Source organism: Candidatus Methanomethylophilus sp. 1R26 (assembly GCF_001481295.1).
In the GTDB taxonomy this organism is placed as follows: Archaea; Thermoplasmatota; Thermoplasmata; order Methanomassiliicoccales; family Methanomethylophilaceae; genus Methanomethylophilus.
Genome location: NZ_LOPS01000006.1, coordinates 18,884 through 41,558, shown reverse-complemented (window position 1 = coordinate 41,558; position 22,675 = coordinate 18,884). Strand labels below are relative to the sequence as shown.

Annotated in this window: 20 protein-coding genes and 5 pseudogenes; 9 read left to right on the top strand and 16 right to left on the bottom strand. The window is 63.0% G+C overall.

Annotation, left to right across the window (positions count from 1 at the left end):
• Nucleotides 1-67: 67 nt before the first annotated feature.
• The 12 genes and pseudogenes from AUQ37_RS13340 to hisD all read right to left on the bottom strand — a co-directional run bounded on the left by AUQ37_RS13340 (nucleotide 68) and on the right by hisD (nucleotide 11,878).
• A complete protein-coding gene (locus AUQ37_RS13340; protein ID WP_082662334.1) occupies nucleotides 68-301 on the bottom strand; it encodes a zinc ribbon domain-containing protein in 234 nt (77 codons plus the stop codon).
• Nucleotides 302-322: 21 nt separating this feature from the next.
• Nucleotides 323-817 (bottom strand): hypothetical protein, encoded by a 495-nt coding sequence (locus AUQ37_RS09840; RefSeq protein ID WP_157844239.1) that lies wholly within the window; start codon nucleotides 815-817, stop codon nucleotides 323-325.
• Nucleotides 818-1,000: 183 nt separating this feature from the next.
• Nucleotides 1,001-2,648: pseudogene (thsA, locus tag AUQ37_RS01385) on the bottom strand (thermosome subunit alpha).
• Nucleotides 2,649-2,702: 54 nt separating this feature from the next.
• Complete coding sequence (locus AUQ37_RS10515) at nucleotides 2,703-3,104, bottom strand: hypothetical protein (protein ID WP_058747098.1); 402 nt, start codon at nucleotides 3,102-3,104, stop codon at nucleotides 2,703-2,705.
• Nucleotides 3,101-3,553, bottom strand: a complete 453-nt coding sequence (locus tag AUQ37_RS10510; RefSeq protein WP_058747097.1) for a radical SAM protein — start codon at nucleotides 3,551-3,553, stop codon at nucleotides 3,101-3,103. The genes AUQ37_RS10515 and AUQ37_RS10510 overlap by 4 nt, the downstream gene beginning before the upstream one ends.
• Nucleotides 3,468-4,478 carry an NAD-dependent deacetylase gene (locus AUQ37_RS01370; protein ID WP_394325615.1) on the bottom strand — a complete coding sequence of 337 codons (1,011 nt, stop codon included), beginning with the start codon at nucleotides 4,476-4,478 and terminating at the stop codon, nucleotides 3,468-3,470. Before AUQ37_RS01370 ends, AUQ37_RS10510 begins: the two co-directional genes overlap by 86 nt.
• A gap of 2 nt (nucleotides 4,479-4,480) precedes the next feature.
• Nucleotides 4,481-5,260, bottom strand: coding sequence for a protein-ADP-ribose hydrolase (locus AUQ37_RS01365; RefSeq protein WP_058747096.1), 780 nt, complete (start codon nucleotides 5,258-5,260; stop codon nucleotides 4,481-4,483).
• Nucleotides 5,261-5,326: 66 nt separating this feature from the next.
• Nucleotides 5,327-6,691, bottom strand: a complete 1,365-nt coding sequence (locus tag AUQ37_RS01360; RefSeq protein ID WP_058747095.1) for an Nre family DNA repair protein — start codon at nucleotides 6,689-6,691, stop codon at nucleotides 5,327-5,329.
• A 58-nt stretch (nucleotides 6,692-6,749) separates the two neighbouring features.
• Nucleotides 6,750-8,558, bottom strand: a complete 1,809-nt coding sequence (locus AUQ37_RS01355) for a Ppx/GppA phosphatase family protein (protein WP_235584786.1) — start codon at nucleotides 8,556-8,558, stop codon at nucleotides 6,750-6,752.
• Between the two features lie 19 nt (nucleotides 8,559-8,577).
• Entirely contained in the window at nucleotides 8,578-10,557 is a 1,980-nt protein-coding gene (gene ppk1, locus AUQ37_RS01350) for a polyphosphate kinase 1 (protein ID WP_201013619.1), read from the bottom strand.
• The gene (locus AUQ37_RS10505; protein WP_201013618.1) at nucleotides 10,479-10,673 is read right to left on the bottom strand and encodes a hypothetical protein; all 195 of its coding nucleotides are present in this window, start codon (nucleotides 10,671-10,673) and stop codon (nucleotides 10,479-10,481) included. The genes ppk1 and AUQ37_RS10505 overlap by 79 nt, the downstream gene beginning before the upstream one ends.
• A gap of 2 nt (nucleotides 10,674-10,675) precedes the next feature.
• A pseudogene (gene hisD / locus AUQ37_RS01345) lies at nucleotides 10,676-11,878 on the bottom strand (histidinol dehydrogenase).
• A 323-nt stretch (nucleotides 11,879-12,201) separates the two neighbouring features.
• On the opposite strand from hisD, the gene AUQ37_RS09835 reads away from it, so the two are divergent.
• From AUQ37_RS09835 to AUQ37_RS11810, 4 genes and pseudogenes are all read left to right on the top strand, one after another.
• Entirely contained in the window at nucleotides 12,202-12,372 is a 171-nt protein-coding gene (locus AUQ37_RS09835) for an NAD-binding protein (RefSeq protein ID WP_157844238.1), read from the top strand.
• A 17-nt stretch (nucleotides 12,373-12,389) separates the two neighbouring features.
• Nucleotides 12,390-13,544 carry an NAD-binding protein gene (locus tag AUQ37_RS01340; RefSeq protein WP_058747094.1) on the top strand — a complete coding sequence of 385 codons (1,155 nt, stop codon included), beginning with the start codon at nucleotides 12,390-12,392 and terminating at the stop codon, nucleotides 13,542-13,544.
• Nucleotide 13,545: 1 nt separating this feature from the next.
• Nucleotides 13,546-14,664, top strand: a pseudogene (locus tag AUQ37_RS11815) (TrkH family potassium uptake protein); the annotation flags it as partial.
• 61 nt (nucleotides 14,665-14,725) lie between these two features.
• A pseudogene (locus tag AUQ37_RS11810) lies at nucleotides 14,726-14,971 on the top strand (potassium transporter TrkG); the annotation flags it as partial.
• Between the two features lie 186 nt (nucleotides 14,972-15,157).
• Here the strand turns inward: AUQ37_RS11810 and AUQ37_RS01330 are convergent.
• Nucleotides 15,158-15,997, bottom strand: coding sequence for a hypothetical protein (locus AUQ37_RS01330; protein ID WP_058747092.1), 840 nt, complete (start codon nucleotides 15,995-15,997; stop codon nucleotides 15,158-15,160).
• Nucleotides 15,998-16,072: 75 nt separating this feature from the next.
• Here AUQ37_RS01330 and AUQ37_RS01325 point away from each other — a divergent pair, with 75 nt between their 5' ends.
• The 3 genes from AUQ37_RS01325 to AUQ37_RS01315 are packed head-to-tail and all read left to right on the top strand — an operon-like array spanning nucleotide 16,073 to nucleotide 19,407.
• A complete protein-coding gene (locus AUQ37_RS01325; protein ID WP_058747091.1) occupies nucleotides 16,073-17,452 on the top strand; it encodes a hypothetical protein in 1,380 nt (459 codons plus the stop codon).
• A 57-nt stretch (nucleotides 17,453-17,509) separates the two neighbouring features.
• On the top strand, nucleotides 17,510-18,544 hold the full coding sequence (locus tag AUQ37_RS01320) for an AAA family ATPase (RefSeq protein ID WP_058747090.1): 1,035 nt from the start codon (nucleotides 17,510-17,512) through the stop codon (nucleotides 18,542-18,544).
• Nucleotides 18,541-19,407 carry a DUF4435 domain-containing protein gene (locus AUQ37_RS01315; protein WP_235584785.1) on the top strand — a complete coding sequence of 289 codons (867 nt, stop codon included), beginning with the start codon at nucleotides 18,541-18,543 and terminating at the stop codon, nucleotides 19,405-19,407. The genes AUQ37_RS01320 and AUQ37_RS01315 overlap by 4 nt, the downstream gene beginning before the upstream one ends.
• Nucleotides 19,408-19,418: 11 nt before the next feature.
• On the opposite strand, the gene AUQ37_RS01310 is transcribed toward AUQ37_RS01315, so the two are convergent.
• Nucleotides 19,419-19,688: an exodeoxyribonuclease VII small subunit gene (locus tag AUQ37_RS01310; protein ID WP_058747089.1), complete on the bottom strand. Its 270-nt coding sequence runs from the start codon at nucleotides 19,686-19,688 to the stop codon at nucleotides 19,419-19,421.
• Nucleotides 19,685-21,030, bottom strand: a pseudogene (gene xseA / locus AUQ37_RS11805) (exodeoxyribonuclease VII large subunit). The gene AUQ37_RS01310 and the pseudogene xseA overlap by 4 nt, the downstream one beginning before the upstream one ends.
• A 156-nt stretch (nucleotides 21,031-21,186) precedes the next feature.
• Between xseA and AUQ37_RS01300 the strand changes: the two are divergent.
• On the top strand, nucleotides 21,187-21,624 hold the full coding sequence (locus AUQ37_RS01300) for a PaaI family thioesterase (protein WP_058747088.1): 438 nt from the start codon (nucleotides 21,187-21,189) through the stop codon (nucleotides 21,622-21,624).
• Nucleotides 21,621-22,094, top strand: coding sequence for a zinc ribbon domain-containing protein (locus AUQ37_RS01295; RefSeq protein WP_058747087.1), 474 nt, complete (start codon nucleotides 21,621-21,623; stop codon nucleotides 22,092-22,094). The genes AUQ37_RS01300 and AUQ37_RS01295 overlap by 4 nt, the downstream gene beginning before the upstream one ends.
• On the opposite strand, the gene AUQ37_RS01290 is transcribed toward AUQ37_RS01295, so the two are convergent.
• Nucleotides 22,084-22,665 (bottom strand): hypothetical protein, encoded by a 582-nt coding sequence (locus AUQ37_RS01290; protein ID WP_058747086.1) that lies wholly within the window; start codon nucleotides 22,663-22,665, stop codon nucleotides 22,084-22,086. The genes AUQ37_RS01295 and AUQ37_RS01290 overlap by 11 nt on opposite strands.
• Between the last annotated feature and the right edge of the window lie 10 nt (nucleotides 22,666-22,675).

Below are 22,675 nucleotides of genomic sequence, written 5' to 3'. Positions count from 1 at the left end.
CCCGTCCAAGAAGAAGGACCGTCTGACGGTCCCCGAAGACGACTGGGGCACGGAAGAAGGGGCGGCCTCACCATTCGGAGAGGACGGATATCCACGTGAAAACGATTATGGCCACGACGGCCAAGGCGGCGACGGCAGAGATCAGCGATGCGACCGAACCGATGATGTTCCCGGAGCTTTTATCGGAACCGTCCGCAGATTTATCCGCCGCTTTCGCGGCCCCTCCTACGATCGGGGACCCGCACGCGTTGCAGAATGCCGATCCGTCGGGGTTTTCCTTTCCGCATCTGGGACAATACATGCTATCGGAACCTCGCGATGCTCAGTACAGGGTGATATGTATAAGGACCTTATCCCCGTCGTGCAGCACCAAGGTCTCTTCAGCGATGTGGCTGTTGCCGTCTGAGTCCGTCCCGATCACGGTGAAACGTATGGTGTCGCTGCCGCTGAACATGTTGAAATGGTCGGTGTAAGTGGAGATGTTGTGCATCTCGTACTGGTCGTTCAGGGAGTCTCCGCTGCTGACCAGATCGCCGTCGATGTAGATCTTTACATCCAGATCGGAGCCGCTGTCGTTGATGATGCTCCAGTCGATGGCGGCCTCTTTGCAGCATGCGAAGGATACACCCACCAGGACCGCAGACAGCAGGACCGCCGCGACGATGAAAGCATTCAGCCTCCTGCGCTTCGGAATTGGGAATGAGAACGTATGACGGTGATGATCGGCAGATGCGGTTCCTGGACTGCCTGCTTGAACGCGGCCGTATGCGACAGCCATCCCGTCAAGGGGCGCCCATATACCTTTGCCTGCTGTCATTTGATTGAACAACGCGCACGCTCTTTAATTATTTTATTGAGAAATGGCAGGAATTGCCGTTCACAGATCTGCTGGAATAGAAGCGAGACACGGGGCAGGAAGCCCCGCCGCGAACGGCATTCCCGGGCTGGAGTGAGAGTATGCAGGGGCCCCGCAGGGGGCCCCTTCAAAGGGTTTGGAGGTTCACATCATGCCGGGGGGCATTCCGCCCGCTCCCGGCATTCCGGCTCCGGCGCCTGGGGAGCGCGGGAGGCGCCTTCCTGGCGGCGATGACATCGTCGATCCTGAGGATCATGTTGGCGGCCTCGGTCGCAGAGTTGACGGCCTGGGTCTTGACCCTGAGGGGCTCGATGACGTTCTTCTTCTTCATGTCGGTGGGCTCGCCGGTGTCGAGGTCGATGCCGTAGTAGGCACCGTTCTTGTTGTTCTCGTGGGCCGACTTCATCTTGATGATGACGTCGATGGGGTCGAGACCGGCGTTCTCGGCAAGGGTCCAGGGGATGATCTCCATGGCCTTGGCGAACTTCTCGATGGCGAGCTGCTCCCTTCCGCCGACGGAGGCGGCGTACTTCTGCAGCCTGATGCCGAGCTCGATCTCGGGCGCGCCGGCTCCGGCGACGACCTTTCCGTCCTCAAGGGTGATGCCGACGGTCCTGATGGCGTCCTGCAGGGCGCGCTCGACCTCTTCGATCACATGCTCGGTCCCGCCCTTCACCATGATGGTGACGGCCTTGGGGTCCTTGCATCCGGTGATGAACGACATGCCGTCCTCGCCGATCTTCTTCTCCTCGACCTGCTCGGCGGTACCGAGGTCCTTGGCGGTCAGCTCGTCGACAGCGCCGCAGATGTTGGCGCCGGTGGCCTTGGCGATGGCCTCGATGTCGGACTCCTTGAGCCTCCTGTAGCCCATGATCCCGTATTTCGCGAGGTAGTGCTGCACGAGCTCGTCCATGGCCTTGGAGGTGTAGACGACGTTGGCTCCGACCTCTTTGAGGTGGTCAGCCATGGCCTTCATGCCGGCCTCTTCCTCGGCGAGGAAGTCGTTCATCTTGTTGGGGTCGGTGATCTGAATCTGCGCATCGATCTCGGTCTTCTTGACCTCGAGGCCGCAGTTGAAGAGCGCAATCTTGGCGTTCTTCATGATCTTGGGCATCCTGGAGTGGACGAGCTCCTTGTCGATGACGACTCCCTGGACGAGGTAGGTGTCGGCGATGACCCCTCCGACCTTCTTGGTGATGCGGATGTTCTTGGTGTCGACGCGGCCGTTCTCATCGGCGACGAACTTGGACGCTTTCACGACGAGGTTCGCGAGGTGGTCCTTGTCGGAGTCGTCTCCGACGTCCTTCCCGGTGAGGGAGGTGTCCGCGACGGTCTTGAGCATCTTGTCGTTCTTGGCGTCGATGGCGATCTCGTTGAGGATCTTGATGGCCTCGGCGGCCGCCATGTTGTATCCGTTGGTGATGACGGTGGGGTGGACGTTGGCGTTGATGAGCTCCTCGGACTGCTTGAGAAGCTCTCCGGCGAGGACGACGGAGGTGGTGGTGCCGTCGCCGCACTCGGTGTCCTGGGTCTTTGCGACCTCGACGAGCATCTTGGCAGCGGGGTGCTGAACATCGAGCTCTTTCAGGATGGTGACTCCGTCGTTGGTGATGACGACGTCCCCGATGGTGTTGACGAGCATCTTGTCCATTCCCTTAGGTCCGAGGGTGGACCTTACAGAATCGGCCACTGCTTTGGCGGCGTCGATGTTGTTGAACTGCGCCTCCTTGTCTTTCCTTCTCTGGGTTCCTTCTTTCAGTACGATGATAGGCTGGTTGCTGTTTCCGTACATGTGAACTCTCCGTTTGCTGGATATCGGTTATTTTATTCTTCTATAAAAATACATCTATGTAACCCCCGGTTGATAACACGGGGATCGGCGGGAGCGCTGGAAGGCGTCGCTGACGGAGATGCCGCGCGCCTCCAGACCGTCCCTTATCTTCCCGAGGGCCGCGGCGGAGCCGGACACGCCCATCCTGGCCAGGCGGGCGGAGAGTTCGGTCCTGGGATTGAGGCGGTCCAACACCGCCTCCTTCGCCCCGGCGGTGGCCACGGCATCGCAGAACTCCTCCTCCTGGCCCTCCAGGCGGTCCAGGACGGGGCCTATGAGAGCATAGACGCGGATGCCGGCGTCGGCGAGACCCCTTATCGCCCTTAGGCGGGCCTCCGGCATAGGGGCCCCCGGTTCGAGGATCTTCGAGCCCCTCTCGTCCAGCCCGGTGACCGTCACCCCGACTATGCACTTCATCCCGGAGAGCAGATCACGTCCCTGAGGACGAGGTCGGATTTGGTGTGCACATGGACGGGGAACCTCCTGGAACTCAGGACCTCGAGGCACTTCCTCGTCAGCATGAACCTCGCCTCCGCCCCCTGGTACGGGTCGGTGACCGTGCCGATCCCCACCGTCCCGCTGAGCCCGGGGAGTTCGGCCGCCAGGCGGTCCGCTATGTTGACCCTCACCCTGACCACCCTCCAGGTGTCCCAGGGCGAATGGGTGACCTCGGGGGCGTAGCAGTAGACGCAGCCGTGCTCGCAGCCCCCGTAGGGATTGAGGGCGTAGTCGATCCCGGGGAGCCCGGAGGGCGAGAGGGCGCGCCTGCAGGTCACCGTCTCATAAACGCCGTCCCACCTGTCCCTGTTCTGGAACTCCGGCAGGCGGGTGCCGCCTCCGTCCTCCGTCCCGAACCAATCCTTCACGCCTCTCCCATGGGAGGCGCGGTAAATGGTATTTCCGTCGCTTCCGTCGCTCCGATGCAAGGACATCGCGGAGGACCGCACCGATATCGGCGTTCAGGACGATGGACCTCTCCTCGATCCCCTTCCCGGTGTACGCCTCCCCGAGGTTCACGCAGGAGTATACCGCATTGCTGTTGTCCGCAGTCATCTTCAGGAACGGGATCTTGATTATCCCGGGCGTGTTCCCTCCGACGCCGAGCTCCATAAAGAGGACGCGCTTGCCGTCCGCCCTGTCGAGGAATTCACGATATCTGCCGGATGCCTCGTACCACCCTCTGTCCTGCACGAACCTGCCGTCGACGCGGAGATTGGGGACCATCCGCCTCCCGCATCTGGGACAGCAGGGGATGAGCTCCGAGGGTATGCGCATGTCCTTCTGCTCGGCGGCCATCCTGCGCACGGCGGCCTCGTCATCGTACGTCTCCTGCGTGCAGGGGACGCTGCACTGGAAGAGCCCATAGTCGCCCTGGGTGTAGAACAGCCTCTTCTTATCGAAACCGGCCAGCTGGAACTGGTGGTCCACATTGGTGGTCAGGACGAAGTAGTCCCTGCCCTTCACCAGTTCCAGGAGATCGGTGTACGGCTTCCCGGGAGCGGTGTCGTAACGGTTGATGCATATGAAGCGGCTCCACCAGGCCCAGTACTCCTCCTGCGTCGGGAACGGGTAGAACCCGCCGCTGTACATGTCGCGGATGCCGTACTTGGCCCTGAAATCCGAGAAGTTCTCTTCGAAGCGTTTCCCTCCGTAGTCGAACCCGGCGGAAGCCGAGAGGCCGGCCCCTCCGCCGATGACGACGGCATCCGAGCTTTCCAGGGCGCTGCGGAGCCTCTCTATCTTCCTCCTGTATCCCTCGGGGCTGTCCTTCTCCTCGAGCTCGGTCAGCATCATCATTGCCCTGCCCCCAGAAGGCTGCGGTAGATCTCCAGGTCCGTGTCCTTGAAGACGCAGAAGATCACCTTGGTCCCGCTCCCTGTCTCTTCCTTGTATGCCCTGACGGTGTCCACGGCGATCTCGGCCGCCCTCCTGTTGGGGAAGCGGAACACGCCGGTCGAGATGCAGCAGAACGCTATGCTCCCGGCCGAATGAGCGTCAGCAAGCTCCAGGCATGAGCGGTAGCACGATGCCAGGAGGTGCTCGTCCTCGGGGGAGACCGATCCCCGGATCATAGGCCCGACCGTGTGGATGACGTACCTGCACGGCAGATTGTACGCCCTCGTGATCTCAGCCTGCCCGACAGGCTCGCCGGCAGGCTTCCCGGACATCAGCCGGGCGCATTCCAGCCTCAGCTGCACGCCGGCGTAGGTGTGGATGCAGTTGTCGATGCAGGCGTGGCACGGCACATAGCAGCCGGTCATCCCGCTGTTGGCTGCGTTCACTATGGCTCCGCAGCGCAGGCGGGTGATGTCCCCCTGCCAAAGGTAAAGGTCCCCGCAGACCGGGCGGAGGTCCGCGATGTCCGTGATGCCGGCTTCCTCTATCTCATTGCGCAGGTACACGTCCTGGACCTCCAGGAAGTCCCCGTCCGCCGCCCCCGGGGGGCGGATGTTCATCAGCGACCTGAGCAGGCGCTTCTGCCCATCTTCGCCTTCCGGGATAACGGCAGCACTCTCTCCTGCTTCGGCGAGCAGCCTCTTGATAAGATATGTTCTCCTCTGAGCCTGGTCCATTCTTCGTCGGGCATCATGATGCTCTTCGGGGTTTATATCCGGAGAAGTAACCGCCCCGCAACATACTTACCCGGAAGTGACCGCCCGTCGATCGGGCCCCAGGTCGGTCTTGCTCTTCCCGTAGTAGTCCTCGATCCTCCTCTGCCTCAGGAAGTCCGTGAGCACATCCGAGTTCCTGATCCACACCCTCCTGGGTATGTCCATGACCGAGCAGAGGTATCCCAGGGCGCCGTCGAGGCTGTCGAAGCGGTGCGGCTCCTGCTTCAGGGCCATGCGGACGTTCTCCCTCACATTCCACACGCCCACGGGCATCACGTAACCGGGATGGGCCTCTCTGCAGATCACCGCGCCTGCAGAGCGGTGCTCCCTCTCCAGCAGCTCGTTCACCGCCATCCTCGAAGCGTAGTAGCATCCGCCGATGTGCGCGTACTCCCACCTGCTGTCGAAGAACTCGGAATCGTGTATTATCTCGACGCCCCTGCCGAACATATCGTTGTCCCCGATGCCCGAGGGGATGCCCGACCTGGCCGGGTTCCAGGCGGTGTCCGGGTACCATGCCTCGATCAGCTCGAAGCGCCAGGTGGTCGGGAGCATGATGATGCACCACCTGTTGTCCAGCTGCTCGAAATGGTAGACCCGGTAGTCGTCGATGGTCGGGTACCAGCGCGTGCGCGACAGGTAGTCCTTCCCGATGATGTCGTCCACGGCCGTGATGCTCCACCTGGTGGGGACGAAGCGGCGGTTCTTCTGGACCCCCAGCGTCCCCGCCGAGAACGCCTTCTGGATCTCGGAGATGAGGGTGCCGTTGTAATAGGCCTCCAGCACCGCCGACTTGGCGTTCTCGTCGGTGTCGTAGTAGCCCTTCTCCAGGTTCCGCTCCCATTTCCCGTTGGATTTGCTGAAGCTCTCCATCTTCGCCGACGGGCCGAAGGGCTGGATCTCGTCATCGAGGACGATCCTCCCGTGGGGGCGCTCGGAGAACTTGGCCTCCACGGAGACCGGGTCCTTGGTCAGCGACAGCTCCTGGACGGTCAGGACGTCCTTCCCCCATTTGCTCTGGTCCTTCGCGTCGATGGTGAACTTGCCCCTGACGAGCCCGTCCCTCATGCTCACCACATCGTCGATGGACTTCCCCATCCACATCTCGGGGGTGTCCATGACCTTGGTGTCGCCGAACTCCCCGGGGAGGAGGGGGCCGATGGCCACCTTCGGATAGCCGTAGCGGCCGATGAAGACGCCCGGGGGGCTGCTTCCGGCCAGGTCCTTGGACGAGGTGATGGGGCGCGATCTCTGGCGGGAGTAAAACTTGATCATCAGGGGGCAGCGCTCCTTGCCGCAGAGCATGTGGGCGCCCTTGCATATGACGCAGAGGCCGGACTTCACGGAGCCTGCGCCCTCCTCCTTCACCATCTCGTCGAAGAAACCGCCCATGCCCTCGCATACTGCAATGCGGATGATAAAAGATGCCATCCCAGCGGATGATCGTGCATCATGGTGCCTGCATGCTGGGGAAGAGCGCCGGGCCGACGGCTGTTCGGATTTCATCGAGCCGAACTGATGATCGTTCTTCCGGCGGCCGACCGGCATCATGCCCGGGAACATCCGGAACGCAGCGCATGCCGGAAAGAGAGCATGGCCGCGGAACGGAGCAGAGAAAAAGCAAAGCCCGGGACAACCTGGCTTTCGCCAAGTGCAAGGGGGCTGTCCCGAACTTATGGTTCCGAGATGGCCTTTCTGATATTTTAACTCCTGTCCGAAAGCGCGCCCGGGCGCCGGAACGGCCGTCCGCCGGCGGGGAAGGTCGGTGCGCAGGCTCCCTTATGTCCACGACCCGCAGCTTCCTGTCGAAGACGTTGGAGAACTCGTCCCTGATGGTCTTGAGCTTCCACAGCTGCATGCTGATGTCACGGGTGCACATCAGGCGCATCACGACGCTCGCTCCCACCGGGGAGATCTCTATCGACTCCACGGAACGGTCCCTGCTCCTGTCCAGGATGTCCGCCATGCGCAGGACCAGGGCGCATTCCCTCAGGGGCCCGGCCTCATCGGGCTCGAGGCCGGCAAAGTACTTCGACGAGGGGCCCGGGACGGAGCTGTGGTGGAACCTGGCCATGAGCGCCATGAGCAGGAGCTCATGCTCGTCGAACCCCGGCAGGAAGGAGTTCTTTATTATCGTGAAGGAGTGCGCCGCGTGCCTCTCGTAGCTGATGAACTCCCCCACGTCATGGAGCTCCGCCGCATATCCCAGGAGCTCGCGGAAGCGGGGATCGCCCGCGATGATCCCCTTCTCCGCCATCTGGTCGTAGATGGCGAGAGAGTACCTCCTGACCGCATCGGCATGGCGCCTGTCGCATCCGCAGCGGGAGACGAGGCCGTTCACCGACGAGCCGCGCAGGTCGAAGTCCGACTGCCCGTGCTCGAGCAGGTACTCCGTGCGCATGCCCTCCCTGAGGCCGTTCTTGGAGACCTCCATCTTCTGTATGCCGAAGAGGAACATCAGCTCCTCGACGACGGCCCCGCCGCCCACGATGATGTCGGCGCGGTTCGCCGTCATCTTGGGGAGCTTCAGCCTCTCCCCGACGTCGCGGGAACAGACGTCCTTCATCAGGGACGACAGCTCGGTGTAGGTGAAGTACGAGCCGTCCCTGTCACCCCTGAGGGAGCCGCACATCTCCCCGATGGCCATGATGGTCCCGGACGAGCCGACGGCCCGGTCGAAGCCCATGTCCCTGACCCTCCCGACGCTGCGGTAGGACGCGGTGTCCACGATCCTCCTGAGGGCGTCGTACTGCCTGGAGGTGACCCTGCCGCTCTGGTCTATGCCGGAGCCGTAGGCCAGCCTGACCGCTCCGAGGCTCAGGGAATCGAGGTACACGCCCCCATTCCCGTCGCCCAGAGAGATCTCCGTGCTCCCGCCGCCCACATCGATGCAGAGCGTCCGGCAGTCCGAGTCCGGCCCGAGGACGCCCAGGCGGATGAGCCTCGCCTCCTCCAGACCGGGGATCACATGCAGGTCCACGCCCTCGCTCTTGATGGCGTGCACCAGCTCCTGCCGGTTGGACGCCTCCCTGGCCGCGCAGGTGGCCATGGCGACGATCTCGGACGCCCCGTACTCCTTGGCGACCCCGACGAAGTTCCTGATGACGATCCTGGTCTTCTCCAGGGTCTCGGCGTCGATGGCGCCCTGCGCGTACAGGCTCTGGCCCATGCGCACGGTCTCCTTGTCCTGGTAGACGGTCGTCCCCAGGGAGCCGTCGTAGAAGCGGACCACCAGCATGTGCACCGAGTTGGTGCCCACGTCGATGAAGCCGACCGTCTTATCCGTGCCAGACCCCCTTGTTCTCGAGGAACCATTCCTGGCACCTCATCCTCTCCTGCCCGGGCTTCGGCCTGCGCAGGACGTACGTCCCGTCCTGCCTGAGGACGCGGGACTTGACGTTGTCCTCCAGCGTCGGCTTCAGGATGCGGTCGCGGATGAGGATCATCATCTCCTTGTCCAGTACCGGGAACAGGACCTCCACCCTGGCTATGAGGTTCCTGGGCATCATGTCGGAGGAGCCCATGTACATCTTGGGGTCCCCGCCGTTGAGGAAGTAGTAGATCCTCTCGTGCTCCAGGAACCTGTCCACGATGCTGGTCACCGTTATGTTGTCGGATACTCCCTTCACGCCCGGACGGAGGCAGCACAGGCCGCGGATGTTGAGGTCGATCTTCACGCCGGCCATCGAGGCCCGGTAGAGCTCGGCGATGATGTCGCTGTCGATCAGCCCGTTGGCCTTCATGGCGATGTACGCCTTCCCGCCGGCTCTCATGTTCTCCGCCTCGTTCCTGATCATCTCGATAAGGGTCGACTTGAGGGTGAGGGGGGCGACCAGGAGATGCCTGTACTTCCTGGGCCCGAAGTACCCGGTCAGGGCGTTGAAGAGCTCCCCGACGTCCTCGCCGATCTCCTGGTTGGCCGTGAAGAACGAGATGTCGGCGTACTGCTTCGCGGTGTTGGCGTTGTAGTTCCCCGAGCTCATGTGGGTGTAGCGGACCAGGTGGTCCTTCTCGAGCCTGACCACCTGCAGGAGCTTGGAATGCACCTTGAGGTTGACCGGCCCGTAGACCACGTGGACGCCGATCTTCTCGAGCTCCCTGGCCAGGGCGATGTTGTTGACCTCGTCGAACTTGGCGCGCAGCTCCATCAGGACGGAGACGGCCTTGCCCTTCTCCTTGGCGCGCATCAGCTGCCTGATGATCTCGGAGTTCTTCCCCAGGCGGTACAGGCAGATCTTGATCGACTGCACGTTGGGGTCGTCGGCGGACTCCCTGAGGAACCTGATGACGGTCTCGAACGTCTCGTAGGGATGGAAGATGATCCAGTCCTTCTGCCTGATGACGTCGAACATGCTGGCAGATTCCGCGATCTCCTGGGGGACCGAGCCGGTGAACGGCTTGTACTTCAGCCCCGGGAGGTTCAGGCCGGCGATGTCCCAGAGGTCGGTGAACAGCATCCCCTTGTCGGATGCCCTGGTCACCTGGCTGTCCCTGAGCTTCAGGTTCTTGGCGAACACGGACACGAGATCGGTGGGCATGGACTCCTCGACGACCATCCTCACCGGGAACCCGATGTCCCTGGAATCGAGGGCGTTCTCGACGGCGCTCATCAGGTCCACCGCCTCGTCGACGGTGACCTTGACGTCCGCGTTCCTGGTGATGCGGAACTTGTACGCCCCGAGGACCTCGAGGCCCGGGAAGAGGGCCCCGATGTTGTCCTTGATGATGTTCTCGAGGAGGACGAACTGCTTGGTCGACCCGCCGGAGGGCACCTTGACGAACCTGGGGAGGATGCCCACCGGCACCTTGACCCTGGCGTAGAGCACCTCGCCGTCCTCCTTGCGGAGCTTGACGGCGATGTTCAGCGAGTTGTTGGATATGAACGGGAACGGATGGGAGATGTCGAGGGCGAGGGGGGTCAGGAGGGGATGCACCCTCTCCGAGTAGTAGTCGTCGATCCACATCTTCTGCTTCGCGTCGACGGCAGAGATGGAGAGGATGCTGATGCCCTCCTTCGCCAGCGGGGCCTCGAGCTTGGCCCAGGCGTTCTCGTATCCGTCGATGAGCTCGGCCGCCCGGGAGTTGATGTCGCGGATGAGCGCGCCCTCGTCGTCGTAGGCGTCGGGGCCGATGTTGATGAGGCGGTCGACCTCCGCCCCCAGCAGCCCCGGCATGCGGATCATGAAGAACTCGTCCATGTTCCCGTAGCATATCGCCAGGAACTTGACGCGCTCCAGCAGGGGGACGTCCGGGTCCATGGCCTCCTGCAGGCATCTCCTGTTGAACTCGAGCAGGAGATCTCCCTGTTGATGTAGAGCGACCTGTCGTAGAGGTCTATCTCCTTGGCGGGCTTGGAGGCGGCCGTCTTCGGCATCCTCAGACCTTCCTGGCCCTGACCGACTGCCCATGGGCGTGCAGGCCCTCCTCGGCGGAGAGCGTCATGATAGTGGGCGCCAGGGAGGCCAGGCCTTCCTTGGTGAGCATCTGCACGGTGGATGTCTTCCTGAACATCTGCACGGTCAGCCCGGAGCATACGGAGGCGTACCCGCTGGTCGGGAGCACGTGTTGGTACCGGACGCGTAGTCGCCGGCGGCGATGGGGGTGTAGGGCCCGATGAAGATGGAGCCGGCGTTCCTGACCTTGGAGAGGACGTCCATGGGGTCGCGGACCTCGATGCACAGGTGCTCGGGGGCCACGCCGTTCATGGTCTCGACGGCGAGGTCCATGTCCTTGCAGACGATGTAGCCGGAGTTCTCCATCGCCTTGGCGATGATGTCCCTGCGCGGCTCCTTCTCGAGCTGCCTGACCATGCACTTCCAGACCTTGTCGGGCAGTTCCGGGTCGTCGGTCACGAGGACAAAGGCGGAGGACGGGCCGTGCTCGCCCTGGGCCACCAGGTCGGCGGCCACGTACTCGGGCACGGCGGAGGAGTCGGCCAGGACGGCGGCCTCGCTGGGACCGGCCGGGAAGTCGATGCCCACCTCGGCCTGCAGGAGTATCTTGGCCTCGGTGACGAACCTGTTCCCGGGGCCGACGATCTTCTGGACCTTCTCGATGCTCTCGGTCCCGACGGCCATGGCCGCGATGGCCTGGGCGCCGCCCACGGTGTAGATCTCGTCGCATCCCGCGATGTCCAGAGCGACGAGGACGGCGGGCTTGACCGGGGCCGGGGTGCAGCAGACGACCTCGTCGACGCCCGCGGTCTTGGCGGCGACCACGGTCATGAGGGCGGTGCTGGGATAGCTGGCGAGCTCCGGGGATGTAGCATCCCACCCTCTCCAGGGGGGTGCTCTTGATGCCCAGGGTGATCCCGGGCTCGACTTCGGTCTGCCAGTAGTCGGGAGGGACCTGGAGCTTGTGGAACCTCTCGATGTTGAAGGCGGCGTTCTCGAGCTCGTCGACGGTCTTCTGGTCGACCTTGTCGTAGGCGGCCTCGATCTCCTCGCGGGAGACCGCGAAATCCTTGATGTCCTGCTTGTCGAACTTCAGGGTGTACTCGCGGAGCGCCTTGTCGCCGTTCTCGCGGACGTTCCTGATGATCTCCTCGACGGTGTCCTTGACCTCGTCGGTCTTGGACATGCGGTTGGCGATCCAGTACTCCTCGGTGATCGGCTTCCATTTCTCGGGCTGCTTCCAGGAGCCCCCGTCCTCGTTTGCCATGCTGACGCCTATGGCCCGCTATTTAATATAATTACCCAGAGCGTACGCGCGTACGCGGGCCCTGAGGCCCCGTCTGCTGTCCCGGCGGAACCGGGAACCAGATGTGCCAGCATCTGGATACGTACATTATATCAGGCTCCGTCGGCTATATAGGCGGGCGCATCGGAAGGGGCCTCGGGCGGGCTCCGCGGGCGCTTTCCGTCCCTGGCAAAGATAATATCGGATTACCGCATCGAATGCATGTGAAAGTCATCATAGTCGGTGCGGGCGAAGTCGGGCTCGCATCGGCGCAGGCCGCCAAGAAGGACAACGATGTCCTCATCATCGACAAGGACCCGGCCAGGACTGAGAACGCCAAGAACTCCCTGCAGGTATCCGTCCTCAGGGAGGACGGCAGCAACCCCACGTCCTGAAGGGGGCCATCGAGAGGGTGTCCGCCGACCTCATCATCGCCGCCGTCTCCGACGATGCCGTCTGCCTTTTCATTTGCATGGAGGCGAAGAGGATCAAGCCCTCGATACGGACCATCGCCTGCGTCCGCGATTCCGACTACGTCATCGGGAACGATGTCGCGGACCTCATCCTCTCCCCTTCCGATATAATAGCGGACAAGATCATCCGCCTGACCTACATGGAGAACGCGATCGCCTACGACCACCTCTCGGGCGGGCTCTGCCTGGCGACGTTCCGCATCTCCGACGGGCAGAACGCCGTGGGGAAGACCGTGATGTCCGCCGACCTGCCCGAGGGATGCACCGTCATGGCCATCCACCGGGGGAGCACGGTCATCACCGACGTCGACACCGCCGACCTCCGCGCGGGCGACAGGGTATGCGTCCTGGGCATGCAGGGGGCGATGGACGAGGTCAACGAGAAGATCGGCGTCAGGAAGGAGGCCCGCGAGGTCGTCATCCTCAGCGCCGGGAACCTGGCGATACGCGTCGCGAAAGCGCTACTGGCCATGCAAGAGAGGTTCTTCGTCAAGATCATCGATTCCGACCTCGAGGCGTGCAGGAACGCCGCCAAGAGGCTCAGGGAGGCCATCGTGGTCAACGGCAACCCCGTCGACCCGGTGTTCCTGAAGTCCGAGAACGTCGACCGCGCCGATGTCATCATCACCGTGTCGGACATGGACGAGAGGAACCTGCTGGCCAGCATGACCGCCCTGAGGTTCGGCATCAGGAAGATCATCTCCATCTACACCCTCGAGGACTACGACGGCATCTTCAGGTACGCCGGCATCGAGTCCGTCGTCGGGTACAGGAGCGTGATCGCCAACGAGATCTACCGCACCATCCTGATGGAGATCGAGGGGAAGGACACCGGCTACACCAAGATGGAGATCCCCGGCGACTACCTCCTCAGGACGGAGATCGCCCGCGACATGCCCGTCCGCGGCAAGTACGTGGGCGACGTGACCTACCCCGAGGGGGTCAGGCTCGCCGCCATCATCCGCGAGGGGAAGATGATCCTCCCGAGGCTGTCGGACGTCTTCAAGGAGGGCGACACCGCCGTGCTCTTCGTCAACAAGCCCAACGCCCTCAGGCTGTCGCACCTGTTCGGCAACAAGATCACGGAGCCGTGAAATGTACATCAGCATGAACAATGCGAGGCGCAGGATCAAGTCCCTGCAGAGGTGGGAGTCCGGGACCGTCAAGGTCCTCGGGATGATCGCATCCGCCCTCGCGTTCGCGCTCCTGACCGTCGGACTGTACGCCTGGCTCATCGGGGACGACTCCACCGTGTTCCTGATGCCCTGCCCGTTCGTCCTGGCAGGGGGGCTGTTCATGTACCTCTTCTTCTCCAACGAGAAGTCGATGTCCCCGTCCCTGGGGATCCTGCTGATCACGGAGATCTGGGTCATGTCGTTCGCCATCATCTCCGTGCCGTTCCTGCTGTCGGACATGAGCATCGCGGACTCAGTGTTCGAGTCAGTGTCGGCGTTCACCACCACCGGCGCCACGATCCTGGACGATCCGGAGTCCGTCGACGGCTCCATCCTGCTCTGGAGGGCGGTCGTCGAATGGGCCGGAGGCATCACGGTCGTCATCATCTACGTCATCCTGCTGCCCATGCTGGGCGTCGGGGGCGCGGGGTTCTCCACCAACGAGTTCGCCGGCTCCGACACCGGAGGGTACACCACCAAGATCGGGAAGAGCGCCAGGAACTTCATCCGCGTGTACTCCTGGCTGACAATAATAGAGATCTTCCTCCTGGTGATCATGGGCGTCTCCCCATTCGAATCGGTCTGCATCTCCCTCTCCGACATCCCGACCGGAGGCCTCCTCCCGAGGGCGGACAGCATGGCCAGCTACGATTTCCCCGTGCAGTTCACGACCATGGTGTTCATGTTCCTCGGGGCCACCAACTACTACCTCCTGTTCCGCTCGCTGGTAAAGAAGAACCGCCGCTCCATCTGGAGCAGCAACGAGTTCAGGACGATGGTCTACTGGTTCGTGTCCTGCGCCGTGATCATCACGTCCGTCATCGTCGTATCGAGCGAGACCGAGTACTCCTTCGACACCCTCGGGAAGATCGGGGAGTCCCTCTGGCATGCGGCCTACACGGTCGTCGCCGCCGGGACCACCTCCGGGTTCGCCATCACCGATTATACCCAGTGGCCCGCGATGGCCATGATGCTGCTCCTCATCATCGAGTTCATCGGCGGGATGTCCGGGTCCACCTCGGGAGGCATCAAGATCCACAGGCTGATGGCGATGAAGTCCTACGTCCTGGCCGGCATGGGCAGGATCATACACCCCCGGCATGGTCTCCACCCTCCGCGTCGACGGGAACGATGTGGACAACTCGGCCATCACCTCGGCCATATCCACCATCTTCCTCTTCTTGATCGTCATGCTGATCGGGCTGGCGGTGTTCATGCTCATCGAGCCGGGTTACGATGTCCACACCGCGTTCGGGACCGTGCTGGCGGCCATCACCAACACCGGCGTCGGCAGCGGCCACTTCAACCCGTTCACCAGCTACGAAGAGCTGGGGGCCGCCGCCAAGGCGCTGATGTGCGCCCTCATGTGGCTCGGAAGGATGGAGATGGTCATGGCCATCATAATGCTGACCAGGTCCTTCTGGTCGGATGTCAGGCTGTCCGCTGACTTCCAGGTCAGCGGGCGCAAGTACATCCGCAAGATACAGGGGCTGTCGGACAGGTACGACAGAAAATGAGGCCCGAGGGGCCGGTCACTCCTTCTCCTTCTCCCTGCACATCGCGAGGATGCGGAAGACGGCGGGGTTCCCGGGCTCGGCCTCGTTGATGGCGCCGGCAGCCACTTTGGCCTCCCAGATGGCCCCTTTGTCCACTGCTCCGTAACCGAACGTCTCGAGCGCGCCGATGTGGCGCTCGCTCAACTGGAGGGCCTTGGACGAGAACGCCCCGCATGCGGTGGAGTTGCCGTTGAGCCAGGAGTAGAACGCCACGAGCGCGTAGCCGTCGGCGTCCTTCTGCTTCATCCTGCTGCGGGCGTATTTGGCGGCGTCCTTGCTCCGGTCCGCGAGGACGAGGGCCGAGATGTAGGCCCTCCCGGACATGTAATCGTTCATCTTCAGGAGGTCCTCCGCCTCGGCGATCGCCTCGTCATGCCTGCCGAGGGACCCCAGGGCCTGGACCTTGAGGACGCGGTCGACCTCCCCGAGCCTGCCCATGCCGGCCAGGGTGGAGAGCGCCTCCTCGTGCCTTCCGAGGCCGTGCTGGACGGCGGCGCGGGCCCTGAGGACCTTGTCGGACGACTCGAGCGGGGCGAGGGCCTCCTCTGCGTCCCTCAGGCTGCCCAGGGAGATCAGGCCGGCGGCCACCTGGTAGCGCTTCTCAGGATCGTCGGGGAGATGGGACATGAGGACCGAGAGGACGGACGGGTAATCCTTCTCGTCGCCGACGGTCCTGAGCATGGAGCAGCAGGTGAGCAGCAGCATGGGATCGTCCTGGTTCCTCGAGGCCAGGTCCATGATCTGCAGGGCCGCTTCATCGTTCTTCTCGTCCTTTATGTTCTGTCCTATCGCCTTCAGGGCCTCTGAGTTGTCCATCGTCTCCCCCGACACAGCCGGGATTATATTAATCCGCCCGAAAAGAGGTTAAACGCACCCCTCATATCATCGGGCATGACCGATGCCGAACGCTCCGTCGAGACCACCGTCGAAGCCAGATGCCCCGTGTGCGGGAAGGCCTGCAAGCTCATGGTGGTGCACTCCCTGACGGGAGAGGTCGTCTCCGCCGCTGCGCACTGCCCCGAGTGCGGCACGACCCCGGTCGTGTACGGGACCCTCCCGACCGGCGACCGCCGGCTGACCCTATCCGACGGGTCCGTGTACGAGCCCTCGATGAAGGTCTACTCGCTCAGGGAAGCGGCGCGCGGCCTGACCGGAATCGAGGGGCTGCGGGCCCGCCTAAAGGTCGCCGAGGCCCTCAGGGACGACGAGCGCGAAAGGGAAGCGGTGTCGGAATGCCTGACGATCGAGGAGGAGGCCTTCGCGACGGACCCGCTGACGCCGGAGGTCCGCGACATCGGGATATCGGCCGCGTTCACTGCAGGCAGGATAATGGATTGGAACGGGGACAGCGACGCCGCCGCGAAGATCTACGGCGGGGCCCTCGAGCATGCCGAGCAGTCCGACTCCGAGGATGCGGCGGCGCTGAGGGTGGAGTACGCGTTCGACACGTCGGTCGGGAAGCCTGACGGAGACGCCGCGATCCGCGCGATGGCCGATGAGATCGAGAAGAGCGGCGGCAGGGCCTACCGCGGATCGATCCCGGCGGCCGTGAACGTCTACGACGCCATGACATCGTTCTATGCCATGAAAGGGAAGATGAAGCAGGCCTTCGCGGCGGCCAGGAAGGCGGCCGGATGCGCGGAAGCGGCCATGGCCGCCTCCCCTTCCGAAGAGCGCACCGCCGATCTCCTGCACTGCCTGCATGTCTGCTCCCAGACTGCCTACTCCGCCGGCAACCCGGGCAAGGGGAGGGAGTACGCCAAGAAGCTGCTGCGCACCTCGGAATCGCTCAGGGACACGGACCCGAAGCAATACGGCGACGGGATCCTCATGTTCGCGAGGATAGCTGCCGATTCCGACCCCGACCTCATCCCCGAGAGCAGGAAGCGCATGGAAGAGCTCATCGATTTCCTTCCGAAGAAGGAGGAGAGCGGCCTCCCCGACGAACGCGTAGCCCTGGCCTACTTCTACCATTCCCTCCGCAAAGGCGACGGGGAGCTAGACCCGGATGACCTTGAGCATGCCTACACCATCCTCAGGGACAATGCCTTCTGCGAGAGGGCCGCCAGGGACATTTTCATGATGGTCGGCACCACATACCTCGTCTACCTCCAGGACAGGGACCGCGCCCGCGCCGATGCCGTGAGGGATGAGATGCGCTCGATGGGCCTCTTCCGGAGCCTCAGCGAGGAGGGGTACGGCCCGAAGGATACGGGGAGCGGACCTGCGGACGGGAACGGGGATGCCGGTCCTGACCAGACCCGGAAGTAATCACTCAAGTTATAATACGGAAGAAACGATTGGGAAGACGAAGGAGGAGGGACGGAGTTGCTCTCGAAGATAATCATCTACAAGTTGTTCAACGAGTTCGATTACGAGATCGAGCTCAAGGGCAGGCTGACGTACATCCACTCCCAGAACGGGATAGGGAAATCCACCGTTATGAGGATGGTCAGTAACGTCCTGAACGGGAACCTCGAGGAGGTGAGGACCGTCCCCTTCGAGAGGATGGACCTCATGTTCGACGGCGGGACCAACATCATCGTCGAGAACAACAACCAGGAGCTCAACATCCTGGCCCAGAGGAGCGAGGTCGAGGAGGAGATCGGGCTCGCGGACCTGCGCGGAATCATGAAATGCCTCTACATCGGGCCCGACCGCGCGTACTCCGAAGACGGCGAGGGGCATGTGATCCCCAGCCTGATGGTCTACATGAGGGAACTCTCCGAGAACATCCAGAAGGCGATCGCCGATTCCGCGCTCTCGCCGGCGCAGGACAGCGGCGCGGAGATCTCCGATGCCGAGCTCGACAGCCTCTTCCGCGACCTGGAAGCGAAGATCGATTTCATCAAGGGTGCCGGGTTCGGGCCCCAGATCCCCGCAGGGTACAGGTTCCCTCCGAGCAGGTACGAGATATCGCAGTACCGTGCGGACTACAGGAAGCTCGCCCTCTCCCTGAAGCAGTACGTCGACAAGTACTACGGCTTCGCCGAGAGCCTCATCGTCTACCGCGACATAGTCAACAACATCTACGTCAACAAGACCGTGACCATCAACGAGAAGGGCTTCTTCGAGGCCAGGATGGACCGCACCGGCACCATCGTCCCCCTGTCGAAGTTCTCCTCGGGCGAGAAGCAGATACTGATCATGTTCTACCTGCTGCTCTTCAGGGCAGGGCCGGGCTACCTCGCGATCATCGACGAGCCCGAGGTCTCCCTGCACGTGTCCTGGCAGCAGCAGCTGGGGAAGATCTTCGCCGACATCACCCGCGTCAGGAACCTCCAGATGATAGTCGCCACGCATGCCCCTTCGGTCATACACGACGACTGGGACCTGGCCGTCGAGCTGAGGGCTAAGGAATGAGGGATTTGCGCGACGATGTCACAGCGAGCGACATCGCCAATGAGATCTCGATGATGCGCTCGGTGTTCGGGGGCACGTTCCTCGTGGTGGAGGGCGTCACCGACAGCCGCCTGTACTCCAAGTTCGCAGACCCTGTGCATGTGAGGATAATCATCGCCCATTCGAAGGACAACGTGCGCCATTCGGTGGTGGAGTGCCAGACTAAAAGGCGCGACGGCCGCGTCATCGGTATCGCCGATGCCGACCTGGACCGCCTGCTCAACAGGCGCTGCGTCCCCCAGGTCTTCCTTACCGACCGCAACGACATGGAATCCACCGCCCTGTGCTCCGGGGCGCTCCAGGACGTGCTGGCGGAATACGGTGACCAGGAGAAGATCAAGGCGTTCGAGAACAGACACGGGAAGATATCCGACGCCCTCGCCAAGGCCGCCGGCCCCGTCTGCATCCTCATGTACATCTCCTACAAGAAGGGCATGAACCTGAACTTCAAGGACCTCGACCATTCGAGGTTCATCAACCCCAAGACGCTTGAGAACGACATACCCAGGATGGTATCGGAGGTCTACTCGCAGTCCATGGGGCAGATGTATCCCAAGAACGCCATAGCCGATCAGGTCAGGGCGATGCAGAAGTCCATGGAGAACGACCTCTGGCAGGCCGTGCGCGGGCATGATGCCGTTGCCGTCCTCGCCATGGCCCTCAGGGAGAGCTTCGGCTCCTACAATGCGTCGCACATCAGGGAGGGGGAGCTCGGCGGGGCCATCCGCCTGGCGTACGGGCCCTCGTACTTCAAAGAGAGCAGGCTCTACCGCGAGTCCGGGAAATGGTGCGAGGATCACAAGATCGATCTCTGGCACATCTGATCCCGGAACCCTCATTGATCGAGCCGTCGCTGCTCGTCCTCGAAGTCCTCTTTCCTGCCGTTCTGCATGATCTTCTGGACCTTGCGCTCCGACTCGTCGAGGATCTTCCTGCAGTGGTCCCTGAGCGCGGTTGCCCTCTCGTAGACCTCGAGGCTCTTGTCGAGGTCGAGCTGCCCGCTCTCCAGCTGCTTGACGAGGTCCTCCAGCTCCTTCATGCTGTCCTCGAAGGACATCTGATCGATCTCCGCGCCCTGCTCCTGAACTTTCTCTTCTCCGCTCATATCGATTCCTCTTTCCCTTTGATCTCGGCCTCCGCCCTGCCGTCCCTCATGCGGATGGTGACGGAAGACCCGGTTTCTATGTCCCTGACGGAGGACACCGCCCTGCCGTCAGCGGACGTCACTATGCTGTAGCCCCTGTCGAGCACCGAGTACGGGTTCAGCGCGTCCAGTTTCGCCGATGTTCCCGACAGGAGGGCGGAAGCGGCGTCCAGGGCCCTCCTCCCGGCAGGGGACGCCCGGGCGGACAGCGACTCCAGCCTGAGCCTGGCGCCCGCCAGCGCGGACGACATATCCCTGTCGATGCCTCCGCAGAGGTCGGTCAGCATCTTCCTCTTGGCCGCCGTCTCGGCCGCCAGGGCGGGGCGGAGGGCGGCATCCGCATCGGAGAGCCTCCTGCGCATGTCCGCGACCTTCTGGGACAGCGCGCGGGCGCATCTCGAGGCCAGCTCCTCGATCTTCAGTCCAAGCATGGCCGTGCGCTCCTCCATGCGCCCGGGGTCCAGTTTCGCGTTCAGCAGGCCCAGGTCCGACTCCATGTGCCCCAGCTTCATCTGGATGGCCTTGCTGAGGCGGGCGGCGTCGTCCTCCAGCTCGCGCAGGATCTCCGATTTGTCGCGGACAGCGAGCTCGGCTGCCGCTGTCGGGGTGGCGGCGCGGACATCGGCCGCGAAATCCGCGAGCGTGGTGTCGGTCTCATGGCCGACGGATGAGATGACGGGGATGCGGGAGGCGGCGATCGCCCTGACGACGGGCTCCTCGTTGAACGCCCAGAGGTCCTCGATGGACCCTCCTCCCCTCCCGACTATCAGGACGTCGCGCCCACCCTGTTGATCAGCTCGATCCCCCGGACGATGTCCTCGGCCGCGCCCTCGCCCTGGACCTGGACAGGGGCGAGCAGGATGTCCGCCGGATACCTCCTCCCGGTGGTGACGATGATGTCGTGTATGACCGCCCCGGTCGGCGAGGTGACGACGCCTATGACCTTGGGGTATCTGGGGAGCGGGCGCTTAGGCCTGGAGAAGAGCCCCTCGGAATCCAGCTTCTTCCTCAGCTCCTCGTACTTCTGGTACAGCTCCCCGATCCCCGAGCGCTTCATCGTCTCGACGATGAACTGGTACCTCCCGTAGGGGACGTAGAGGTCCACATGGCCGAACGCCTCCACCTTCATGGAATCGGCAGGCTCGAAATCTATCCTGCTCCTCGATCCCCTGAAAAGGGCGGCCGGGATGTTGCTGCCCTGGTCCTTGACTGTGAAGTAGTAATGCCCCTGCGGGGACCTCTTCAGGCCGGAGATCTCGCCGAGCAGCCACACTCCGTTGAGGTCCTTGGAGGAGCTCAGCATGCTGTGCACGCGTTCGTTGAGCTGCGTAACGGTCAGTCTCTCGGCCATATCGGCCGTTAATCGCGCGGGTCGTATTAAAAGGGAAGCAGGAGGGGTGGACGGTTCTGACCGATTCTGAGCGCAACAGGTTTTATCGCCGTTAGCGCATCGCACCCTATGGACGAAGAGACCGCGGCGAAATACATCTCGCCCGACTCGATAGCGTATGCGGCCAACATCACCGCGATGCTGAACGCCCCTTACTTCAGGGACAACGGCATGGAGCCTGTGCTCATCTCGCAGGAGCGCGTCAGGGTGCGCATGCCCGTGAAGGACCGCGACCGCAACAGCAACGGATTCTGGCACGGAGGGGCGATCTGCGGGGTCATGGACCATTGCTTCGCAATCATAACCAACATCGACGGCCACGCTGTGGGCCAGTCGACCTATGTTCAGTACTACCGTCCCGGAAGGGGCGATGTGATAGAGGCGGAATCGACGGTCATGAACAGGACCAGGTCCATAATTACTGTGAACGTCAAGGCGTTCGACGGCGGGAAGACCGTCGCCGAGGGGACCTTCACCGCATTCCGCCTGCAGGAAGTGCACGGATGACCAGGTACTGTCCCAGATGCGGCGCGGTCGTCCCGCAGAACTCCCTCACCTGCCCCCAATGCTATGCGGAGGTCCCGAGGAGCGCCCGCGACGAGCCGGAGCCCGGCTATTCCCGGAGGGCCTTTGACAGGAGCGGAGACGAGTTCCGGGAGCAGATCGGGAGACGGAAGAAGAGCGCGACGCTGGCGCTCATCCTGTCCGTGATCCCGGCGTTCTTCGGCCTGCTGGGTCTCGGCCTCATCTACGAAGACAGGCGCGATCCGCGCGGGTACAGATACCTCGGGGCGGGGCTCGTCCTCTACATATTGGTCGCGGCCCTCATCCTCACGGTGCATGCCTCCGGCATACTGGGGATGGTCCTTTTCATAATCCCGACGGCCCTGCTGCTCCTGATCTACCTCGGATGCGCCCTGGCAGCGGCGGCGGAGACGTGGATGGGGAACCTGAGGATCTTCGGGCTCAGGCCGTGAAGAGCTCGGGTCGGTACTTCCCGCGGTTCCTGAGCTCGATCATGATCTGCGAGGCCATCTGCGCAAGCGCCAGCGCCCCGCGGGGGTCCCTGCCGACGCAGGCGGGGTCCGACCTGCCGAACATCCGGGAGTACGCCTTCCTGATGTAATCGGGCTCGTCCTCGGGGCGCTTGCATTTGAGACTCACCGGCTGCCTCATCATGATCGACGGCATGATGTGAGCCTCCAGGGTGATGTCCCAGGGGTCGTTGGTCAGGTACTTCGAGAACTCCTGGCGGATGTCGTACGATGTGACGTACTGCCCGCGGACGGTCTCCTTGAAACGGGCGGCGGCCTCTTCCAGGGAAAGGCCGTCGAAGAGCTGGATGGTGTCGAGGCCCTTGGACTCGGCATAGTCCAGCTTCCTCTTGCCGATGTTCTTGGGCTCCTCGCAGATGTAGGCATCGAAGACGGAATCGAACTGCCCCGCGTCGAGATCTACCGAGCAGACGCCCAGGGACAGGATCTCATCGTACGGGAAGCCCTCCGCCCCGTCCGCAATGGCCTCGACAACGTAGATCCTGTCCGACATGCCCGCACCA

Coding starts and splice junctions, on each gene's coding strand:
- AUQ37_RS13340 (WP_082662334.1), bottom strand. CDS start 301: ATGTATTGTCCCAGATGCGGAAAGGAAAACCCCGACGGATCGGCATTC.
- AUQ37_RS09840 (WP_157844239.1), bottom strand. CDS start 817: ATGACAGCAGGCAAAGGTATATGGGCGCCCCTTGACGGGATGGCTGTC.
- AUQ37_RS10515 (WP_058747098.1), bottom strand. CDS start 3,104: ATGAAGTGCATAGTCGGGGTGACGGTCACCGGGCTGGACGAGAGGGGC.
- AUQ37_RS01370 (WP_394325615.1), bottom strand. CDS start 4,478: ATGCTGACCGAGCTCGAGGAGAAGGACAGCCCCGAGGGATACAGGAGG.
- AUQ37_RS01365 (WP_058747096.1), bottom strand. CDS start 5,260: ATGGACCAGGCTCAGAGGAGAACATATCTTATCAAGAGGCTGCTCGCC.
- AUQ37_RS01360 (WP_058747095.1), bottom strand. CDS start 6,691: ATGGGCGGTTTCTTCGACGAGATGGTGAAGGAGGAGGGCGCAGGCTCC.
- ppk1 (WP_201013619.1), bottom strand. CDS start 10,557: ATGGACCCGGACGTCCCCCTGCTGGAGCGCGTCAAGTTCCTGGCGATA.
- AUQ37_RS10505 (WP_201013618.1), bottom strand. CDS start 10,673: ATGCCGAAGACGGCCGCCTCCAAGCCCGCCAAGGAGATAGACCTCTAC.
- AUQ37_RS01330 (WP_058747092.1), bottom strand. CDS start 15,997: ATGGACAACTCAGAGGCCCTGAAGGCGATAGGACAGAACATAAAGGAC.
- AUQ37_RS01325 (WP_058747091.1), top strand. CDS start 16,073: ATGACCGATGCCGAACGCTCCGTCGAGACCACCGTCGAAGCCAGATGC.
- AUQ37_RS01315 (WP_235584785.1), top strand. CDS start 18,541: ATGAGGGATTTGCGCGACGATGTCACAGCGAGCGACATCGCCAATGAG.
- AUQ37_RS01310 (WP_058747089.1), bottom strand. CDS start 19,688: ATGAGCGGAGAAGAGAAAGTTCAGGAGCAGGGCGCGGAGATCGATCAG.
- AUQ37_RS01300 (WP_058747088.1), top strand. CDS start 21,187: ATGGACGAAGAGACCGCGGCGAAATACATCTCGCCCGACTCGATAGCG.
- AUQ37_RS01295 (WP_058747087.1), top strand. CDS start 21,621: ATGACCAGGTACTGTCCCAGATGCGGCGCGGTCGTCCCGCAGAACTCC.
- AUQ37_RS01290 (WP_058747086.1), bottom strand. CDS start 22,665: ATGTCGGACAGGATCTACGTTGTCGAGGCCATTGCGGACGGGGCGGAG.